The sequence below is a fragment of the Nocardia sp. NBC_01377 genome (assembly GCF_045040005.1).
Taxonomy (GTDB): Bacteria; Actinomycetota; Actinomycetes; order Mycobacteriales; family Mycobacteriaceae; genus Nocardia; species Nocardia noduli.
Genome location: NZ_CP109566.1, coordinates 1,536,001 through 1,558,309 on the forward strand (window position 1 = coordinate 1,536,001; position 22,309 = coordinate 1,558,309).

Annotated in this window: 3 protein-coding genes; all 3 read left to right on the forward strand. The window is 66.7% G+C overall.

Annotation, left to right across the window (positions count from 1 at the left end; genetic code table 11):
• Positions 1–52: 52 nt before the first annotated feature.
• Positions 53–11,014, forward strand: coding sequence for a type I polyketide synthase (locus OG225_RS06880; RefSeq protein ID WP_405180895.1), 10,962 nt, complete (start codon positions 53–55; stop codon positions 11,012–11,014).
• Between the two features lie 19 nt (positions 11,015–11,033).
• Positions 11,034–16,583 carry a type I polyketide synthase gene (locus OG225_RS06885; RefSeq protein WP_405180896.1) on the forward strand — a complete coding sequence of 1,850 codons (5,550 nt, stop codon included), beginning with the start codon at positions 11,034–11,036 and terminating at the stop codon, positions 16,581–16,583.
• A gap of 77 nt (positions 16,584–16,660) precedes the next feature.
• Positions 16,661–22,285, forward strand: a complete 5,625-nt coding sequence (locus OG225_RS06890; RefSeq protein WP_405180897.1) for a type I polyketide synthase — start codon at positions 16,661–16,663, stop codon at positions 22,283–22,285.
• Positions 22,286–22,309: the final 24 nt, after the last annotated feature.

Genomic DNA, 22,309 nt, shown 5'->3' on the forward strand with positions numbered 1-22,309 from the left:
TGTTGTGAAGCCAATAACTGCCAAATTTATCCAAAATCTTGAGGGGAACCTAGTGCTTACGCGCGAACAGCTTGTTGAGGCGCTGCGGGCATCCGTAGTTGAGTTGGAACAGCTTCGCTCAGAGAATCATGAGCTCACGTCGCGGGTGTTGGAGCCGGTGGCGATCGTGGGTATGGGGTGCCGGTTCCCGGGTGGGGTGTCCTCGCCGGATTCGCTGTGGGACGTGGTGGCCGCGGGACGGGACGCGATCGCCGACTTCCCGGCGGACCGTGGCTGGGACGTGGAGGGACTGTTCGATCCCGAACCCGGGGTGGCGGGTAAGTCCTACACCCGTAGTGGTGGGTTCCTCTACGAGGCGGGCGAGTTCGACGCGGGATTCTTCGGGATCAGCCCGCGTGAGGCGCTCGCGATGGATCCCCAGCAGCGGCTGTTGCTCGAGACGGTGTGGGAGGCCCTGGAACACGCCGGGATCGCCCCGGAGACGTTGCGCGGCAGCAACACCGGCGTCTTCATGGGCGTGGCCGATACTTACTACGGGTATGCCCATGGCGGTGAGGATTCCGGGTCGGAGGGGTATCGGCTCACAGGGGGGGCCGTGAGTGTGGTGTCGGGTCGTGTGTCGTATGTGCTGGGGTTGGAGGGCCCGGCGGTGTCGATCGACACCGCCTGCTCGTCCTCGCTGGTCGCGTTGCATCAGGCGGTGGCCGCGGTACGCGCGGGCGAATGCGCGATGGCACTGGTCGGCGGTGTCACCGTGCTGTCGACGCCTATCAACTTCGTGGAGTTTTCGCGGCAGAGGGGGTTGTCCGCGGACGGGCGATGCAAATCCTTCGCCGAGGCCGCTGATGGGACCGGGTGGGCCGAGGGTGTGGGTGTGCTGTTGGTGGAGCGGTTGTCGGAGGCGCGTCGTCGTGGGCACGAGGTGTTGGCGGTGGTGCGGGGTACCGCGGTCAATCAGGACGGTGCCAGTAACGGGTTGACCGCGCCGAACGGTCCCTCGCAGCGTCGGGTGATCCGGCAGGCGTTGGCCAACGCCGGGGTCGCGGCTACCGAGGTCGACGTGGTCGAGGCGCACGGCACCGGGACCCGGTTGGGTGATCCGATCGAGGCCCAGGCCTTGTTGGGCACTTACGGTCAGGACCGGCCCGCGGACGATCCGTTGTGGTTGGGGTCGATCAAGTCCAACATCGGTCACACCCAGGCCGCGGCCGGTATGGCCGGGGTGATCAAGATGGTCGAGTCGATGCGTCGCGGCCTGATGCCCCGGACGTTGCATGTGGACGCGCCGTCCTCGCACGTGGACTGGGACGCCGGGCAGGTCCGACTGTTGACCGAGGACCGTGAATGGACCACGCGGCGGGGTCGTCCGCGTCGGGCGGGGGTGTCCTCCTTCGGTGTCAGTGGCACCAACGCCCACGTCATCCTCGAACAAGCACCCGAAATCCCTGAGCGGGCCGACGAACCGCGCGTCACCGGCCACGACGGTACGGATCACAACCACAGTCACACCGATGCCGGCGGTGATTCCGACACCGGTTCGGGTGTGGTGTCGTGGGTGGTGTCGGGTCGTAGTCGTGAGGCGTTGCTGGCTCAGGCGTCCCGGTTGCGGGAGTGGGTGTCGGTGCGTCCGGAGTCGGTGCCGGGCGATGTGGCCTGGTCGTTGTTGTCGCGGTCGCGGTTCGAGCATCGGGCGGTCGTTACCGGCACCGATACCGCGGAGTTGGTCGCGGGCCTGGACGCGCTGGTGGAGAACACTCCTTCCGCGAGTGTGGTGTCGGGTGTGGTGCGTGCGGTGGGGAAAACGGTGTGGGTGTTCCCGGGTCAGGGCGCGCAGTGGACGGGGATGGGTCGGCAGCTGTTGGACTCGGCACCGGTGTTCGCGCGAAAGATGGCCGAATGCGACGAGGCGTTCGCCCGGCTGGTCGACTGGTCGCTGATCGAGGTGGTCCGGGGGGAACCGGACACTCCGCCGCTGGATCGGGTGGACGTGGTGCAACCGGTGCTGTTCGCGATGATGGTGTCGTTGGCCGAGTTGTGGCGATCGGTCGGGGTCGTCGCCGACGCGGTGGTAGGCCATTCCCAGGGCGAGATCGCGGCCGCGCATGTCGCCGGGGTGTTGTCGTTGGACGATGCCGCCCGCGTGGTGATCCTGCGCTCGGCAGCGTTGGTGGAGTTGGCCGGGGATGGCGGCATGGTGTCGGTGTCGATGCCGGCCGAAGCCGTGGAAGAGCGACTGGGTGCCTATGAGGGGCTCGCGGTCGCCGCGGTCAATGGCCCGACCACGACCGTCGTATCCGGACAGACCGCTCGACTCGAGAGTTTGCTGGCCGACTGTGAGCGTGACGGAATCCGTGCGCGTCGTATCTCGGTCGACTATGCCTCGCATTCCCCGCAGGTCGAGCGGCTTCGTGACCGGCTCATCGGCATGTTCGCCGACATCGAGGTGCGCCGATCGGAGATGGCGTTCTACTCCACCGTGACTGGTGCGGCACACGACACCAGTGGGCTCGACGCCGAGTACTGGTTCAGGAATCTTCGTGAACCGGTGCGTTTCGACCGTGCGGTGCGAGCCCTGCTCGACGACGGCTACGGCGTGTTCGTCGAGGCCAGTCCACATCCTCTGCTGATGGCCAGCATCGAGGAGGCCGGTGAACAGCGCGACGACGGGGCCGTTCCCATCGTGGTCGGTTCGCTGCGTCGCGACGAGGGAGGGATGGACCGGTTCCAGAAATCGGCGGCCTCGCTCGAGACCTCCGGGGTCGCGGTCGACTGGACCACGCTCTACCCCGGTGCGAAGCGAGTGTCGTTGCCCTCGTATGCGTTCCAACGCCGACGGTACTGGCAGCATCCCAGCGGCATCGCTGACTTGGAAGCATTGGGCTTGGTAGGTTCGTCGCACCCGCTGCTGGGGGCGGTGATGACGATGCCCGGTTCCGATGTCACCGTGTTCTCAGTTCGTCTGTCGGTGGTTTCGCATCCATGGCTGGCCGATCACAGGGTATCCGGACAGGTGGTGGTCCCGGGTGCGGTGTTCGTGGAGTGGATGTCGGTAGTCGGTGACCACATGGGTAGCAATGCGGTGCCCGAGTTGATGATTTATGCACCGTTGGTATTGCCCGCGCAGGGCGCGGTGGCGGTGCGGATCGTTGTGGGAGCGGTGGCCGGCAACGATGCCCATACGGTTCGGGTGTACTCGCGTCCGGATGCGGTGACTATGGACCTGTCCAGCGATACGACCTGGATCCTGCACGCCGAAGCGACCACTACTCCAGAGGCCCCCGCCGGTACCTTGCACGCCGGCGATTTGAGTGTTTGGCCCCCAACAGGTGCGGTGCGTATCGAACTCGACGAGCACTACGATCGCCTCGCCGACGCCGGATACGACTACGGACCTACATTCCAGGGTCTGCGGGCGGCCTGGCGGCGAGGCGATGACCTCTACCTCGAAGCCGCTTTGCTTGATCCGGGATCGGATACCGACGGCTACGCGCTGCACCCAGCACTTCTCGACGCGGTCCTGCAGGGCATGGCGATGGCCAGCACGGCGGCCGACTCGAGTCCGGACGATCCCACCGACGGACCAGGCATGCCGTTCGCATGGCAGGACATCGAGTTACACGCGGTGGGTGCCACCTCGGTCCGCGCACACCTGGCATTCGGCCCACGCACGGAATCCGGTCCCGGCGCGGTGTCGATCCGCGTCGTGGACGAGGCCACGCAACCCGTACTGACAGTTGGCTCACTCACAACGCGCCCGGTTCGACCAGACGACGTCCGCGCCCAGAGCGAGCGGCTGTTGGAGGTGAGCTGGATCCCACACCACACCAATCAACCCGCGACGGCCGAGGTGACGATCCTCGCTTTTGACTCGCTCCCCTCGTTCGAGGCTTGGGCCGACGACACGGAGACGATTCCCTCGGCAGCGGTCCTGGACTTGCGCGGCAGGAAACCCGGCGAGGACGAAACGGACCGAGCGCACCGTCTCGTACGTGAAGCGCTCGCTGTCGTGCAGGCATGGTCTGGTGAGCTGCGTTTCGCCGACAGTCGGCTGGTGGTGGTGACCGCCGGAGCGGTAGCGGTGGCAGATGAGCCGGTGACCGATGTGGCGGCCGCTGCGGTGTGGGGGCTGGTGCGCTCGGCGCAATCGGAGGACCCCGATCGAATCGTATTGGCAGACATCGATGGTGCTCGCACCTCCGAGATGCCCCCCGCTGCCCTCGTGCGGATTCTCAATTGCGGAGAGCCGCAGGTGGCCGTGCGTGATGGCGCGATTCATGTGGCACGTCTCACGCGGCTGCCCGCCGCGACCATCGCCGATGCCGAGCCGGATATGCGACTGTCGAGCGGTTCGGTCCTAATTACCGGTGGCACTGGCGGACTGGGCGCGTTGATCGCACGGCATCTGGTACTCACTCACGGTGCTCATTCACTGGTTCTGGCCTCACGCCGTGGCAAATCCGCACCCGGAGCAGAGGATTTGGTCGCGGAACTGACCGATTTGGGTGCCCATGTATCGGTGGTCTCCTGTGATGTGTCGACCCGGGCCGGGGTGGAAGCGGTTTTGGCGGCGGTGCCGCGAGAGGCACCGCTGGCGGGAGTTGTGCACACCGCGGGCGTGATCGACGACGGCATGGTGTCGACATTGACGCCGGAACGCCTGGATACTGTGTTGGCGGCCAAGGCTGATGCCGCGTGGTGGTTGCATGAGGCCACCCAAGGCCTGGATCTGTCTTTGTTCGTGCTGTACTCCTCGACCGCTGGTGTGTTCGGTGGTGCGGGACAAGGCAATTACGCTGCCGCCAACACCTTCCTCGACGCGCTCGCGCAGCACCGGCGAGAGCAGGGCGCGGCAGCGGTATCGATTGCATGGGGGGTGTGGGACTCCGGTTCTGGGATGGGCGCACGACTCCGTGCTGAAGACACCAGCCGCTATGCGCGCGGCGGCTTGACGGGGATGAGCGTCGAACAGGGCCTCGCATGGTTCGATGCCGCCCTAATCCAGGATCGCGCGAGCGTGACCGCAGCCGAACTCGACACCAGAACCCTGGGGTCACGCGCTCGCACGGGCACGTTGGCCCCTCTCCTAGGTGCACTGTTCCCGCAGCCACGACGTTCCGCCGCCGTCTCGGGCTCCAACCTGCCCGCACTCCAGCAGCGAATCGCGAGGGCGACCGAAGCCGAAGCAATCTCCGCCGTCCTGGACTTGGTTCGAGCTGAGGTGGCATCGGTGCTGGGGTTCGACGGTGGTTCGGAGGTGAAGGTGGATCAGAACTTCCGCGAGCTGGGGTTCGATTCGCTGACCGCAGTCGAAATGCGGAACCGGCTCAACCTGGTGACGAGTGCGCGGTTGCCGGTGACACTGATATTCGATTACCCGACACCAGAGGCGGTCGCGCGATTCATCGCGAGCGAATTGCGCAGCGATCCGGCATTCGGCGCGACCGAACCGGTGGCCCCCGCTACCCACGTGGTGGGGTCCGAGGATCCGGTGGCCATCGTGGGAATGGGCTGTCGTCTTCCCGGAGGGGTCGCCTCTCCAGAAGGCCTGTGGCAGTTGCTGATCGACGAAGTCGACGCGATCTCCGTGCTCCCGACCGATCGCGGCTGGGATATTGAGAGCACGTTCGACCCGGAGCCTGGAGTTCCCGGCAAGTCCTACGTACGCGAAGGCGGATTTCTGCACGACGCGGGCTGGTTCGATGCCGGCTTCTTCGGGATCTCCCCGCGGGAGGCGATGGGGATGGATCCGCAACAGCGGGTTCTGCTCGAGACGGTGTGGGAGGCGCTGGAGCACGGCGGAATCGACCCGAATTCGTTGCGCGGCAGCGATACCGGCGTCTTCGTCGGCATAGGCAACATGGGATACGGCGTGTCGGTCCACGCTGAATCGTCGGGATACGAGTTGACCGGTACGCCGTTGAGTGTGGCGTCGGGACGTGTGTCGTATGTCCTAGGGCTGGAAGGACCGGCGGTATCGGTGGATACCGCGTGCTCGTCAAGCTTGGTGGCTCTGCATCAGGCGGTGCGGGCATTGCAGGCGGATGAGTGCTCGATGGCACTCGCGGGCGGTGTGACCGTGATGGCGAGCCTGGATGAGATCGTATGGTTCGCCCAGGAACGCGGCCTGGACGCGGATGGCCGGTGCAAGCCCTTCGCCGAGGGCGCCGATGGCACCGCGTTGGCCGAGGGCGCGGGTGTGCTGGTGTTGGAGCGGTTGTCGGATGCGCGACGACGCGGGCACGAGGTACTCGCGATTATCCGCGGTACGGCCGTCAATCAGGACGGCGCCTCGAATGGATTGACCGCACCCAATGGTCCCTCGCAGCAGCGAGTAATTCGCCGGAGTCTTGCCGATGCCGGACTGTCGTCGGTGGATGTGGATGTCGTGGAGGCACACGGGACTGGTACACGTCTGGGTGATCCAATCGAGGCGCAGGCAATCTTGGCAACCTACGGTCAGGATCGCCCGCTGGATCGTCCGGTGTTGCTGGGCGCGTTGAAATCGAATATTGGTCACACACAAGCGGCTTCGGGTGTAGCGGGTGTGATGAAGATGGTACTGGCGATGCGCCACGGCATCGTGCCGAAGACATTGCACGCGGACGAGCGGTCGTCGCGGGTGGACTGGGACACCGGGCAGGTCCAGCTGACGATATCGGCGATGCCGTGGCCAAAGACCGACCACGTACGCCGCGCGGGTGTGTCCTCGTTCGGTATCAGCGGCACCAACGCCCACGTGATCATTGAACAGCCCCTCATCGCTGTCGATATCGAGTCGGAATCGCCAGCACACATTAATGATTCAAATTCCATCCCAGTCGCGCCGTGGGTCCTGTCGGCGCGCTCAGAGCCTGCGTTGCGAGCGATGGCGGCTCGCCTGGTGTCCCATATCAACGCGAACCCGGAGCTCGATCCTCGCGATGTGGGCTGGTCACTGGCGTCAGGACGCGCACGAATGGACCATCGTGCCGTGATCATCGGCGCCGATCGCGCAACCCTGGTGGCGGGGGCGGCGGCACTGGCGGCGGGCACGACCGATACCACTGTGTTCTCGGGATTCGAGCGGCCGGGCAAAACGGTGTGGGTGTTCCCGGGTCAGGGCGCGCAGTGGACGGGGATGGGTCGGGGTCTGTACGAGGTGTTTCCGGTGTTCCGGGCCGCGTTCGACGAGGCCGTCACCGCGTTCGAGGAGGCTTTGACCGCTGCCGGCGGGAGCCCTGCCGGGGTGGGTGCTGGTGTGGGGTTGCGGGAGGTGGTGTGGGGTGAGGACGAGGCGGTGTTGAGTCGGACCCTGTATGCGCAGGGTGGGTTGTTCGTGGTGGGTGTGGCGGTGGCGCGGTTGCTCGAGAGTCATGGGCTGCGTCCGGATCATCTGATCGGGCATTCGGTCGGTGAGATCGTGGCCGCGCATGTGGCCGGGGCGTTGACCCTGTCCGATGCCGCGCGTCTGGTCGCCGCGCGGGGCCGGTTGATGCAGGCTCTGCCCGAGGGTGGGGTGATGGTCGCGGTGCAGGCCACCGAGGCCGAGGTCACCGCGCTGCTGGAGGACGGTGTGGAGATCGCGGCGGTCAACGCCCCGAACGCGGTCGTGGTCTCCGGCACCACCATCGCGGTCGAGCGGGTCGTGACACGGTTGGGTGAGGCCGGGCGGCGGGTGAACCGGCTGCCGGTCTCGCATGCGTTCCATTCGGTGTTGATGGCTCCGATGTTGGAGGAGTTCGCGGCGGTCCTGGCCACGATCTCCTTCACCGACCCCACCATCGCGTGGGTGTCGAACCTGGACGGGCGGCTCGTGGGTGAGCGTGCCGGCACGGTCGAGTACTGGGTGCGGCACGCGCGGGAAGCGGTCCGGTTCGGCGACGGTGTCGACACCCTGCGCGCGTCGGGAGTCGACACCTATGTCGTGGCCGGTCCCGATGGTGGGCTCAGCGTTCTGATCGATCGCTGCCTCGAACACCACCACACCGCCATCGGTGACGCGGGACAACCGGCGGTATCGCCGGTGGAAACGACCGTGACCGCGGTGCTGGGCAAGGGGCGCGACGAAGCCTCGACCTTGTCGATGACGCTGGCACGACTGGAGACCTCCGGGGTCGCGGTCGACTGGACCACGCTCTACCCCGGTGCGAAGCGAGTGTCGTTGCCCTCGTATGCGTTCCAACGCCGACGGTACTGGCTCGACGCGGCCACCACCGGTGGCACCGATGCGGTGTCGTTGGGGTTGTCGGGTGCCGATCATCCGTTGATCGGGGCGGTGCTGGTCTTGCCCGAGACCGACGGGGTGGTGTTGACCGGGCGGTTGTCGTTGTCGACGCATCCGTGGCTGGCCGATCATGCCGTGGGTGGTGTGGTGTTGGTGCCGGGTACCGGTTTCGTGGAGATGGTGCTGCGTGCCGGTGACGAGGTGGGTTGCGCGGTACTGCGTGAGCTGACCCTGCTCACGCCGTTGGTGGTGTCGGCCACCGGTGGGGTCCAGCTACAGATCGTGGTGTCGGGTCCCGACGAATCCGGTGACCGGGCGGTGTCGGTGCACTCGCGGTTGGACGGTCGCGACGGGTCCGGGGAATGGGTGATGCACGCCCAAGGCCTGATCGGTGATCGGGCAGACGATCTGGGACATCACGACAACGAGTTGGCGGTGTGGCCGCCGCACGAGGCGATCGCGGTCGATGCGACCGATGCCTACGAGTTCCTGCTCGATCACGGCTACGGGTACGGGCCGGTGTTCCAAGGTTTGCGGTCGGTGTGGCGGCGTGGGGAGGAGTTGTTCGTCGAGGCGGTGTTGCCCGAGACCGGGGGAGACGGGTCCCGTTACGGGATGCACCCGGCGTTGCTGGACTCGGTGTTGCACGCGGTGGCGTTCGACACGATCCGAGATCCCCACACCGACACCGGCACCGGTCTCGGGTTGCCGTTCTCGTGGCTGCAGGTGGCTCTGCACGCCGAGGGCGCCGGCGCGGTACGAGCCCGTATCCGTCCCGCCACCGACGGCTCCGACGGTGTGTCGATCCTGGTCACCGACACCACCGGCCAGCCCGTGCTCACGGTCGGGTCCCTGGTCACACGCACCGTCGACCCCGCACAGTTGGTCGCCGCCACGACCAGCGACCCTCTGCACGTCGTGCGCTGGAACCCACTCACGACCGGACAACTCGCGCTCGGCTCGACCGCGAGCACCGAGGCCGTGGAGGTGTTCACCGGAGCCCGGGCGTTCACCGACCGGCTTGATGACGCCCCCGGCGATATGCCTTCGATCGTGGTCCTCGACCTCACCGACACCGACACCGACACCGGTGTGGTGGCTCGTGCGCATGTGTTGGCGTGTGAGGTGTTGGTCGCGGTGCAGGCCTGGCTGATCTCGAACAGGTTCGCGTCGAGCACGTTGGTCGTGCTCACGCGTGGCGCGGTCGGTGCGACTGGGGAGGCGCCCACCGATCTGGGCGCTACCACGGTGTGGGGTTTGGTTCGTTCGGCGCAGTCCGAGGACCCGGGCCGGGTCGTGTTGCTCGACACCGATTCCGGGATCGACACCGGAGTCGGGATCGGGATGGTCGCGGCGGCTGTGGCATCGGGCGAACCACAGGTCGTGGTCCGTGACGGGATCCTGCACGCGGCCCGACTGGTACGCCTGCCCGAGACCGCATCGACCGGGTCGGAACGGACCGACTCGGATTCGGCGGGTGTGTCGGGTTCGGGGACGGTGGTGGTGACCGGTGGTACCGGTGGTCTGGGTGCGGTGCTGGCTCGGCATCTGGTCCTCGAACACGGTGTCGGATCGCTGGTGTTGGCCAGTCGCTCGGGCATGGACGCGGCCGGCGCCGAGCAGTTGGTGGCGGAGTTGACCGGGCTGGGCGCGACGGTACGGGTCGTGGCGTGTGATGTGTCGCGTCGTGACGAGGTGACCCGGCTGCTGGCCGCGGTACCCGAGGACTTCCCGTTGGCCGGTGTGGTGCACGCCGCGGGCGTGCTCGACGACGGCGTGATCGCGTCACTGACCCCGGACCGGATGGCGAGGGTGTTCGCGCCCAAACTCGACGCCGCCGCGCATCTGCACGAACTGACCCGGGACAAGGATCTGGCGATGTTCGTCCTGTTCTCCTCGATCGCGGGTGTGCTGGGTGCGCCGGGACAGGGCAACTACGCGGCGGCCAACGCGTTCCTCGACGGACTGGCCACCCACCGGCGAGCGCACGGGTTGCCCGCGACCTCGATCGCGTGGGGCCTGTGGGACTCCGACACCGGGATGACCGGAGCCCTGGACCATGCCGACCTCGACCGGATGAGCCGTAGCGGTGTGCTGGGGTTGTCGACCGAGCAGGGCCTGGCCTGGTTCGACACCGCGATCACCGGCGACGAACCGGCCGTGGTCGCGGCGCGCCTGGACCGGTCGGTGCTGGCGGCACGAGCGCGTGCCGGGGCGGTGGCACCGTTGCTGGGTGAACTGGCCCCACCCACGCGTCGCCTCGCGGTCACCGATACCACCGGCGGTCACGACGGACTCCGGGCACGGATCGAGGGACTGACGGCAGCCGAACAGTTCCAGCTCATCCTCGACACGATCCGCGCCCAGGTCGCGGTCGTCCTGGGACACGACGGGCCCGACGCGATCGACCCCGAACGCAACTTCCAGGAACTGGGATTCGACTCCCTCACCGCGGTCGAGACCCGCAACCGACTCAACACCGCGACCGGACTCCGCCTCCCGGCGACCACGGTCTACGACTACCCCACACCCCACACACTCGCCCAACACATCCAACAACAAATCGGAACCGATGCAGAGTTTGTTTCCTACAACGTAATTCAGCATCTGGAGCGAATAGAAATTGCATCGGCGCAATTCTCACTTGACGCTGCTACGGCGAGAAGCGTTGTGCGCCGCCTCGAGACTTTGATTGACAAATATCGAGAAATCGAAGATCGGCCTGAGGAAAGGGATGCTCGAGCGATCATGTCTTCTGGTTCAGGAGATGAGTTGCTTGACTTTATTAACGCTCAATTCAAAAGTCGTTAGAAAATCCAGAAGGCGCGAAATGGCTACTGAAGAGAAGATTCTCGAAAACTTGCGGTGGGTTACTGCCGAGCTTTATGACACTCAAAGGCGACTGAATGAATTGGTGTCGGAGCCGGTGGCGATCGTGGGTATGGGGTGTCGGTTCCCAGGTGGGGTGTCCTCGCCGGATGCGTTGTGGGAGTTGGTGGCCGCGGGACGGGACGCGATCGCCGACTTCCCGGCGGACCGTGGCTGGGACGTGGAGGGACTGTTCGATCCCGAACCCGGGGTGGCGGGTAAGTCCTACACCCGTAGTGGTGGGTTCCTCTACGAGGCGGGCGAGTTCGACGCGGGATTCTTCGGGATCAGCCCGCGTGAGGCGCTCGCGATGGATCCCCAGCAGCGGCTGTTGCTCGAGACGGTGTGGGAGGCCCTGGAACACGCCGGGATCGCCCCGGAGACGTTGCGTGGCAGCAACACCGGCGTGTTCACCGGCGTGATGTATCACGACTATCCCGGTAGCGAGGCGGCCGGCGCGGTGGTGTCGGGTCGTGTGTCGTATGTGCTGGGGTTGGAAGGCCCGGCGGTGTCGATCGACACCGCCTGCTCGTCGTCACTAACGGCGCTGCATCTAGCCGTACAGGCATTGCGTTCGAATGAATGTGATCTGGCTCTTGCCGGGGGTGTCACGGTGATGTCGAGGCCGGGTACTTTCGTGGAGTTTTCGCGGCAGAGGGGGTTGTCCGCGGACGGGCGATGCAAATCCTTCGCCGAGGCCGCTGATGGGACCGGGTGGGCCGAGGGTGTGGGTGTGCTGTTGGTGGAGCGGTTGTCGGAGGCGCGTCGTCGTGGGCACGAGGTGTTGGCGGTGGTGCGGGGTACCGCGGTCAATCAGGACGGTGCCAGTAACGGGTTGACCGCGCCGAACGGTCCCTCGCAGCGTCGGGTGATCCGGCAGGCGTTGGCCAACGCCGGGGTCGCGGCTACCGAGGTCGACGTGGTCGAGGCGCACGGCACCGGGACCCGGTTGGGTGATCCGATCGAGGCCCAGGCCTTGTTGGGCACTTACGGTCAGGACCGGCCCGCGGACGATCCGTTGTGGTTGGGGTCGATCAAGTCCAACATCGGTCACACCCAGGCCGCGGCCGGTATGGCCGGGGTGATCAAGATGGTCGAGTCGATGCGTCGCGGCCTGATGCCCCGGACGTTGCATGTGGACGCGCCGTCCTCGCACGTGGACTGGGACGCCGGGCAGGTCCGACTGTTGACCGAGGACCGTGAATGGACCACGCGGCGGGGTCGTCCGCGTCGGGCGGGGGTGTCCTCCTTCGGTGTCAGTGGCACCAACGCCCACGTCATCCTCGAACAAGCACCCGAAATCCCTGAGCGGGCCGACGAACCGCGCGTCACCGGCCACGACGGTACGGATCACAACCACAGTCACACCGATGCCGGCGGTGATTCCGACACCGGTTCGGGTGTGGTGTCGTGGGTGGTGTCGGGTCGTAGTCGTGAGGCGTTGCTGGCTCAGGCGTCCCGGTTGCGGGAGTGGGTGTCGGTGCGTCCGGAGTCGGTGCCGGGCGATGTGGCCTGGTCGTTGTTGTCGCGGTCGCGGTTCGAGCATCGGGCGGTCGTTACCGGCACCGATACCGCGGAGTTGGTCGCGGGCCTGGACGCGCTGGTGGAGAACACTCCTTCCGCGAGTGTGGTGTCGGGTGTGGTGCGTGCGGTGGGGAAAACGGTGTGGGTGTTCCCGGGTCAGGGCGCGCAGTGGACGGGGATGGGTCGGCAGCTGTTGGACTCGGCACCGGTGTTCGCGCGAAAGATGGCCGAATGCGACGAGGCGTTCGCCCGGCTGGTCGACTGGTCGCTGATCGAGGTGGTCCGGGGGGAACCGGACACTCCGCCGCTGGATCGGGTGGACGTGGTGCAACCGGTGCTGTTCGCGATGATGGTGTCGTTGGCCGAGTTGTGGCGATCGGTCGGGGTCGTCGCCGACGCGGTGGTAGGCCATTCCCAGGGCGAGATCGCGGCCGCGCATGTCGCCGGGGTGTTGTCGTTGGACGATGCCGCCCGCGTGGTGATCCTGCGCTCGGCAGCGTTGGTGGAGTTGGCCGGGGATGGCGGCATGGTGTCGGTGTCGATGCCGGCCGAAGCCGTGGAAGAGCGACTGGGTGCCTATGAGGGGCTCGCGGTCGCCGCGGTCAATGGCCCGACCACGACCGTCGTATCCGGACAGACCGCTCGACTCGAGAGTTTGCTGGCCGACTGTGAGCGTGACGGAATCCGTGCGCGTCGTATCTCGGTCGACTATGCCTCGCATTCCCCGCAGGTCGAGCGGCTTCGTGACCGGCTCATCGGCATGTTCGCCGACATCGAGGTGCGCCGATCGGAGATGGCGTTCTACTCCACCGTGACTGGTGCGGCACACGACACCAGTGGGCTCGACGCCGAGTACTGGTTCAGGAATCTTCGTGAACCGGTGCGTTTCGACCGTGCGGTGCGAGCCCTGCTCGACGACGGCTACGGCGTGTTCGTCGAGGCCAGTCCACATCCTCTGCTGATGGCCAGCATCGAGGAGGCCGGTGAACAGCGCGACGACGGGGCCGTTCCCATCGTGGTCGGTTCGCTGCGTCGCGACGAGGGAGGGATGGACCGGTTCCAGAAATCGGCGGCCTCGCTCGAGACCTCCGGGGTCGCGGTCGACTGGACCACGCTCTACCCCGGTGCGAAGCGAGTGTCGTTGCCCTCGTATGCGTTCCAACGCCGACGGTACTGGCTCGACGCGGCCACCACCGGTGGCACCGATGCGGTGTCGTTGGGGTTGTCGGGTGCCGATCATCCGTTGATCGGGGCGGTGCTGGTCTTGCCCGAGACCGACGGGGTGGTGTTGACCGGGCGGTTGTCGTTGTCGACGCATCCGTGGCTGGCCGATCATGCCGTGGGTGGTGTGGTGTTGGTGCCGGGTACCGGTTTCGTGGAGATGGTGCTGCGTGCCGGTGACGAGGTGGGTTGCGCGGTACTGCGTGAGCTGACCCTGCTCACGCCGTTGGTGGTGTCGGCCACCGGTGGGGTCCAGCTACAGATCGTGGTGTCGGGTCCCGACGAATCCGGTGACCGGGCGGTGTCGGTGCACTCGCGGTTGGACGGTCGCGACGGGTCCGGGGAATGGGTGATGCACGCCCAAGGCCTGATCGGTGATCGGGCAGACGATCTGGGACATCACGACAACGAGTTGGCGGTGTGGCCGCCGCACGAGGCGATCGCGGTCGATGCGACCGATGCCTACGAGTTCCTGCTCGATCACGGCTACGGGTACGGGCCGGTGTTCCAAGGTTTGCGGTCGGTGTGGCGGCGTGGGGAGGAGTTGTTCGTCGAGGCGGTGTTGCCCGAGACCGGGGGAGACGGGTCCCGTTACGGGATGCACCCGGCGTTGCTGGACTCGGTGTTGCACGCGGTGGCGCTCGACACGATCCGAGATCCCCACACCGACACCGGCACCGGTCTCGGGTTGCCGTTCTCGTGGCTGCAGGTGGCTCTGCACGCCGAGGGCGCCGGCGCGGTACGAGCCCGTATCCGTCCCGCCACCGACGGCTCCGACGGTGTGTCGATCCTGGTCACCGACACCACCGGCCAGCCCGTGCTCACGGTCGGGTCCCTGGTCACACGCACCGTCGACCCCGCACAGTTGGTCGCCGCCACGACCAGCGACCCTCTGCACGTCGTGCGCTGGAACCCACTCACGACCGGACAACTCGCGCTCGGCTCGACCGCGAGCACCGAGGCCGTGGAGGTGTTCACCGGAGCCCGGGCGTTCACCGACCGGCTTGATGACGCCCCCGGCGATATGCCTTCGATCGTGGTCCTCGACCTCACCGACACCGACACCGACACCGGTGTGGTGGCTCGTGCGCATGTGTTGGCGTGTGAGGTGTTGGTCGCGGTGCAGGCCTGGCTGATCTCGAACAGGTTCGCGTCGAGCACGTTGGTCGTGCTCACGCGTGGCGCGGTCGGTGCGACTGGGGAGGCGCCCACCGATCTGGGCGCTACCACGGTGTGGGGTTTGGTTCGTTCGGCGCAGTCCGAGGACCCGGGCCGGGTCGTGTTGCTCGACACCGATTCCGGGATCGACACCGGAGTCGGGATCGGGATGGTCGCGGCGGCTGTGGCATCGGGCGAACCACAGGTCGTGGTCCGTGACGGGATCCTGCACGCGGCCCGACTGGTACGCCTGCCCGAGACCGCATCGACCGGGTCGGAACGGACCGACTCGGATTCGGCGGGTGTGTCGGGTTCGGGGACGGTGGTGGTGACCGGTGGTACCGGTGGTCTGGGTGCGGTGCTGGCTCGGCATCTGGTCCTCGAACACGGTGTCGGATCGCTGGTGTTGGCCAGTCGCTCGGGCATGGACGCGGCCGGCGCCGAGCAGTTGGTGGCGGAGTTGACCGGGCTGGGCGCGACGGTACGGGTCGTGGCGTGTGATGTGTCGCGTCGTGACGAGGTGACCCGGCTGCTGGCCGCGGTACCCGAGGACTTCCCGTTGGCCGGTGTGGTGCACGCCGCGGGCGTGCTCGACGACGGCGTGATCGCGTCACTGACCCCGGACCGGATGGCGAGGGTGTTCGCGCCCAAACTCGACGCCGCCGCGCATCTGCACGAACTGACCCGGGACAAGGATCTGGCGATGTTCGTCCTGTTCTCCTCGATCGCGGGTGTGCTGGGTGCGCCGGGACAGGGCAACTACGCGGCGGCCAACGCGTTCCTCGACGGACTGGCCACCCACCGGCGAGCGCACGGGTTGCCCGCGACCTCGATCGCGTGGGGCCTGTGGGACTCCGACACCGGGATGACCGGAGCCCTGGACCATGCCGACCTCGACCGGATGAGCCGTAGCGGTGTGCTGGGGTTGTCGACCGAGCAGGGCCTGGCCTGGTTCGACACCGCGATCACCGGCGACGAACCGGCCGTGGTCGCGGCGCGCCTGGACCGGTCGGTGCTGGCGGCACGAGCGCGTGCCGGGGCGGTGGCACCGTTGCTGGGTGAACTGGCCCCACCCACGCGTCGCCTCGCGGTCACCGATACCACCGGCGGTCACGACGGACTCCGGGCACGGATCGAGGGACTGACGGCAGCCGAACAGTTCCAGCTCATCCTCGACACGATCCGCGCCCAGGTCGCGGTCGTCCTGGGACACGACGGGCCCGACGCGATCGACCCCGAACGCAACTTCCAGGAACTGGGATTCGACTCCCTCACCGCGGTCGAGACCCGCAACCGACTCAACACCGCGACCGGACTCCGCCTCCCGGCGACCACGGTCTACGACTACCCCACACCCCACACACTCGCCCAACACATCCAACAACAAATCAGCGGAAATGCTCCAGCAGATCTTGCAGATGGCGAGATTAATATTCGAGAGATTATCAACGGGATTCCTATATCTAAATTAACAGAGAATGGAATTCTGAATGTTCTTCTGGCTATGGCTGAAACGGGGATATCCCAAGATTCTGAGCACTCTCAGGCTATCGCGGCGATAGCTGCGATGGAGGAAGAAGCCTTGATTAGCCGAATTCTTGGTGATTAGGAGCGGCGACGGTCGCATTCGTTGCTGCTCAACTGGAAAATCTTGATCAACTCTACTGAACAGGCTAATTGATCGTTATGGATAATTCACGAACGCGTCTTGTCGAAGCGTTGCGTATATCTGCGCTAGAGGTTGAAGAGCTCCGGTTCGAGAGCGGCAAGTTGTCGGAGCCGGTGGCGATCGTGGGTATGGGGTGTCGGTTCCCGGGTGGGGTGTCCTCGCCGGATGCGTTGTGGGAGTTGGTGGCCGCGGGACGGGACGCGATCGCCGACTTCCCGGCGGACCGTGGCTGGGACGTGGAGGGACTGTTCGATCCCGAACCCGGGGTGGCGGGTAAGTCCTACACCCGTAGTGGTGGGTTCCTCTACGAGGCGGGCGAGTTCGACGCGGGATTCTTCGGGATCAGCCCGCGTGAGGCGCTCGCGATGGATCCCCAGCAGCGGCTGTTGCTCGAGACGGTGTGGGAGGCCCTGGAACACGCCGGGATCGCCCCGGAGACGTTGCGTGGCAGCAACACCGGCGTGTTCACCGGCGTGATGTATCACGACTATCCCGGTAGCGAGGCGGCCGGCGCGGTGGTGTCGGGTCGTGTGTCGTATGTGCTGGGGTTGGAGGGCCCGGCGGTGTCGATCGACACCGCCTGCTCGTCCTCGCTGGTCGCGTTGCATCAGGCGGTGGCCGCGGTACGCGCGGGCGAATGCGCGATGGCACTGGTCGGCGGGATCACGGTGATGTCGAGGCCGGGTACTTATCTGGAGTTCTCGCGGCAGAGGGGGTTGTCCGCGGACGGGCGATGCAAATCCTTCGCCGAGGCCGCTGATGGGACCGGGCTAGCCGAGGGTGTGGGTGTGCTGTTGGTGGAGCGGTTGTCGGAGGCGCGTCGTCGTGGGCACGAGGTGTTGGCGGTGGTGCGGGGTACCGCGGTCAATCAGGACGGTGCCAGTAACGGGTTGACCGCGCCGAACGGTCCCTCGCAGCGTCGGGTGATCCGGCAGGCGTTGGCCAACGCCGGGGTCGCGGCTACCGAGGTCGACGTGGTCGAGGCGCACGGCACCGGGACCCGGTTGGGTGATCCGATCGAGGCCCAGGCCTTGTTGGGCACTTACGGTCAGGACCGGCCCGCGGACGATCCGTTGTGGTTGGGGTCGATCAAGTCCAACATCGGTCACACCCAGGCCGCGGCCGGTATGGCCGGGGTGATCAAGATGGTCGAGTCGATGCGTCGCGGCCTGATGCCCCGGACGTTGCATGTGGACGCGCCGTCCTCGCACGTGGACTGGGACGCCGGGCAGGTCCGACTGTTGACCGAGGACCGTGAATGGACCACGCGGCGGGGTCGTCCGCGTCGGGCGGGGGTGTCCTCCTTCGGTGTCAGTGGCACCAACGCCCACGTCATCCTCGAACAAGCACCCGAAATCCCTGAGCGGGCCGACGAACCGCGCGTCACCGGCCACGACGGTACGGATCACAACCACAGTCACACCGATGCCGGCGGTGATTCCGACACCGGTTCGGGTGTGGTGTCGTGGGTGGTGTCGGGTCGTAGTCGTGAGGCGTTGCTGGCTCAGGTGTCCCGGTTGCGGGAGTGGGTGTCGGTGCGTCCGGAGTCGGTGCCGGGCGATGTGGCCTGGTCGTTGTTGTCGCGGTCGCGGTTCGAGCATCGGGCGGTCGTTACCGGCACCGATACCGCGGAGTTGGTCGCGGGCCTGGACGCGCTGGTGGAGAACACTCCTTCCGCGAGTGTGGTGTCGGGTGTGGTGCGTGCGGTGGGGAAAACGGTGTGGGTGTTCCCGGGGCAGGGCGCGCAGTGGACGGGGATGGGTCGGGGTCTGTACGAGGTGTTTCCGGTGTTCCGGGCCGCGTTCGACGAGGCCGTCACCGCGTTCGAGGAGGCTTTGACCGCTGCCGGCGGGAGCCCTGCCGGGGTGGGTGCTGGTGTGGGGTTGCGGGAGGTGGTGTGGGGTGAGGACGAGGCGGTGTTGAGTCGGACCCTGTATGCGCAGGGTGGGTTGTTCGTGGTGGGTGTGGCGGTGGCGCGGTTGCTCGAGAGTCATGGGCTGCGTCCGGATCATCTGATCGGGCATTCGGTCGGTGAGATCGTGGCCGCGCATGTGGCCGGGGCGTTGACCCTGTCCGATGCCGCGCGTCTGGTCGCCGCGCGGGGCCGGTTGATGCAGGCTCTGCCCGAGGGTGGGGTGATGGTCGCGGTGCAGGCCACCGAGGCCGAGGTCACCGCGCTGCTGGAGGACGGTGTGGAGATCGCGGCGGTCAACGCCCCGAACGCGGTCGTGGTCTCCGGCACCACCATCGCGGTCGAGCGGGTCGTGACACGGTTGGGTGAGGCCGGGCGGCGGGTGAACCGGCTGCCGGTCTCGCATGCGTTCCATTCGGTGTTGATGGCTCCGATGTTGGAGGAGTTCGCGGCGGTCCTGGCCACGATCTCCTTCACCGACCCCACCATCGCGTGGGTGTCGAACCTGGACGGGCGGCTCGTGGGTGAGCGTGCCGGCACGGTCGAGTACTGGGTGCGGCACGCGCGGGAAGCGGTCCGGTTCGGCGACGGTGTCGACACCCTGCGCGCGTCGGGAGTCGACACCTATGTCGTGGCCGGTCCCGATGGTGGGCTCAGCGTTCTGATCGATCGCTGCCTCGAACACCACCACACCGCCATCGGTGACGCGGGACAACCGGCGGTATCGCCGGTGGAAACGACCGTGACCGCGGTGCTGGGCAAGGGGCGCGACGAAGCCTCGACCTTGTCGATGACGCTGGCACGACTGGAGACCTCCGGGGTCGCGGTCGACTGGACCACGCTCTACCCCGGTGCGAAGCGAGTGTCGTTGCCCTCGTATGCGTTCCAACGCCGACGGTACTGGCTCGACGCGGCCACCACCGGTGGCACCGATGCGGTGTCGTTGGGGTTGTCGGGTGCCGATCATCCGTTGATCGGGGCGGTGCTGGTCTTGCCCGAGACCGACGGGGTGGTGTTGACCGGGCGGTTGTCGTTGTCGACGCATCCGTGGCTGGCCGATCATGCCGTGGGTGGTGTGGTGTTGGTGCCGGGTACCGGTTTCGTGGAGATGGTGCTGCGTGCCGGTGACGAGGTGGGTTGCGCGGTACTGCGTGAGCTGACCCTGCTCACGCCGTTGGTGGTGTCGGCCACCGGTGGGGTCCAGCTACAGATCGTGGTGTCGGGTCCCGACGAATCCGGTGACCGGGCGGTGTCGGTGCACTCGCGGTTGGACGGTCGCGACGGGTCCGGGGAATGGGTGATGCACGCCCAAGGCCTGATCGGTGATCGGGCAGACGATCTGGGACATCACGACAACGAGTTGGCGGTGTGGCCGCCGCACGAGGCGATCGCGGTCGATGCGACCGATGCCTACGAGTTCCTGCTCGATCACGGCTACGGGTACGGGCCGGTGTTCCAAGGTTTGCGGTCGGTGTGGCGGCGTGGGGAGGAGTTGTTCGTCGAGGCGGTGTTGCCCGAGACCGGGGGAGACGGGTCCCGTTACGGGATGCACCCGGCGTTGCTGGACTCGGTGTTGCACGCGGTGGCGTTCGACACGATCCGAGATCCCCACACCGACACCGGCACCGGTCTCGGGTTGCCGTTCTCGTGGCTGCAGGTGGCTCTGCACGCCGAGGGCGCCGGCGCGGTACGAGCCCGTATCCGTCCCGCCACCGACGGCTCCGACGGTGTGTCGATCCTGGTCACCGACACCACCGGCCAGCCCGTGCTCACGGTCGGGTCCCTGGTCACACGCACCGTCGACCCCGCACAGTTGGTCGCCGCCACGACCAGCGACCCTCTGCACGTCGTGCGCTGGAACCCACTCACGACCGGACAACTCGCGCTCGGCTCGACCGCGAGCACCGAGGCCGTGGAGGTGTTCACCGGAGCCCGGGCGTTCACCGACCGGCTTGATGACGCCCCCGGCGATATGCCTTCGATCGTGGTCCTCGACCTCACCGACACCGACACCGACACCGGTGTGGTGGCTCGTGCGCATGTGTTGGCGTGTGAGGTGTTGGTCGCGGTGCAGGCCTGGCTGATCTCGAACAGGTTCGCGTCGAGCACGTTGGTCGTGCTCACGCGTGGCGCGGTCGGTGCGACTGGGGAGGCGCCCACCGATCTGGGCGCTACCACGGTGTGGGGTTTGGTTCGTTCGGCGCAGTCCGAGGACCCGGGCCGGGTCGTGTTGCTCGACACCGATTCCGGGATCGACACCGGAGTCGGGATCGGGATGGTCGCGGCGGCTGTGGCATCGGGCGAACCACAGGTCGTGGTCCGTGACGGGATCCTGCACGCGGCCCGACTGGTACGCCTGCCCGAGACCGCATCGACCGGGTCGGAACGGACCGACTCGGATTCGGCGGGTGTGTCGGGTTCGGGGACGGTGGTGGTGACCGGTGGTACCGGTGGTCTGGGTGCGGTGCTGGCTCGGCATCTGGTCCTCGAACACGGTGTCGGATCGCTGGTGTTGGCCAGTCGCTCGGGCATGGACGCGGCCGGCGCCGAGCAGTTGGTGGCGGAGTTGACCGGGCTGGGCGCGACGGTACGGGTCGTGGCGTGTGATGTGTCGCGTCGTGACGAGGTGACCCGGCTGCTGGCCGCGGTACCCGAGGACTTCCCGTTGGCCGGTGTGGTGCACGCCGCGGGCGTGCTCGACGACGGCGTGATCGCGTCACTGACCCCGGACCGGATGGCGAGGGTGTTCGCGCCCAAACTCGACGCCGCCGCGCATCTGCACGAACTGACCCGGGACAAGGATCTGGCGATGTTCGTCCTGTTCTCCTCGATCGCGGGTGTGCTGGGTGCGCCGGGACAGGGCAACTACGCGGCGGCCAACGCGTTCCTCGACGGACTGGCCACCCACCGGCGAGCGCACGGGTTGCCCGCGACCTCGATCGCGTGGGGCCTGTGGGACTCCGACACCGGGATGACCGGAGCCCTGGACCATGCCGACCTCGACCGGATGAGCCGTAGCGGTGTGCTGGGGTTGTCGACCGAGCAGGGCCTGGCCTGGTTCGACACCGCGATCACCGGCGACGAACCGGCCGTGGTCGCGGCGCGCCTGGACCGGTCGGTGCTGGCGGCACGAGCGCGTGCCGGGGCGGTGGCACCGTTGCTGGGTGAACTGGCCCCACCCACGCGTCGCCTCGCGGTCACCGATACCACCGGCGGTCACGACGGACTCCGGGCACGGATCGAGGGACTGACGGCAGCCGAACAGTTCCAGCTCATCCTCGACACGATCCGCGCCCAGGTCGCGGTCGTCCTGGGACACGACGGGCCCGACGCGATCGACCCCGAACGCAACTTCCAGGAACTGGGATTCGACTCCCTCACCGCGGTCGAGACCCGCAACCGACTCAACACCGCGACCGGACTCCGCCTCCCGGCGACCACGGTCTACGACTACCCCACAGCCCACACACTCGCCCAACACATCCAACAACAAATAAACCCGAACGCGGAAAGTTTCAGTGATATCGATGAGGGAGAGATTCGTCGTCGTCTCGCATCCGTGCCGTTAAGTGTGCTTCGAGAAAAAGGAATACTGACTTCCTTGCTCGAATTGACTGTCGATATCGAAGAGTGGTATCCAACTGAAGAAATGGACTATGATCTCGTAGATTCGATGGACTCTGAAAGCTTGATTAAGCACGTCATTCAAAATAGCGTAAGTTCTCGATAAGGATCATGGTTATGTCTGTCTCGA

Coding starts and splice junctions, on each gene's coding strand:
- OG225_RS06885 (WP_405180896.1), top strand. CDS start 11,034: ATGGCTACTGAAGAGAAGATTCTCGAAAACTTGCGGTGGGTTACTGCC.
- OG225_RS06890 (WP_405180897.1), top strand. CDS start 16,661: ATGGATAATTCACGAACGCGTCTTGTCGAAGCGTTGCGTATATCTGCG.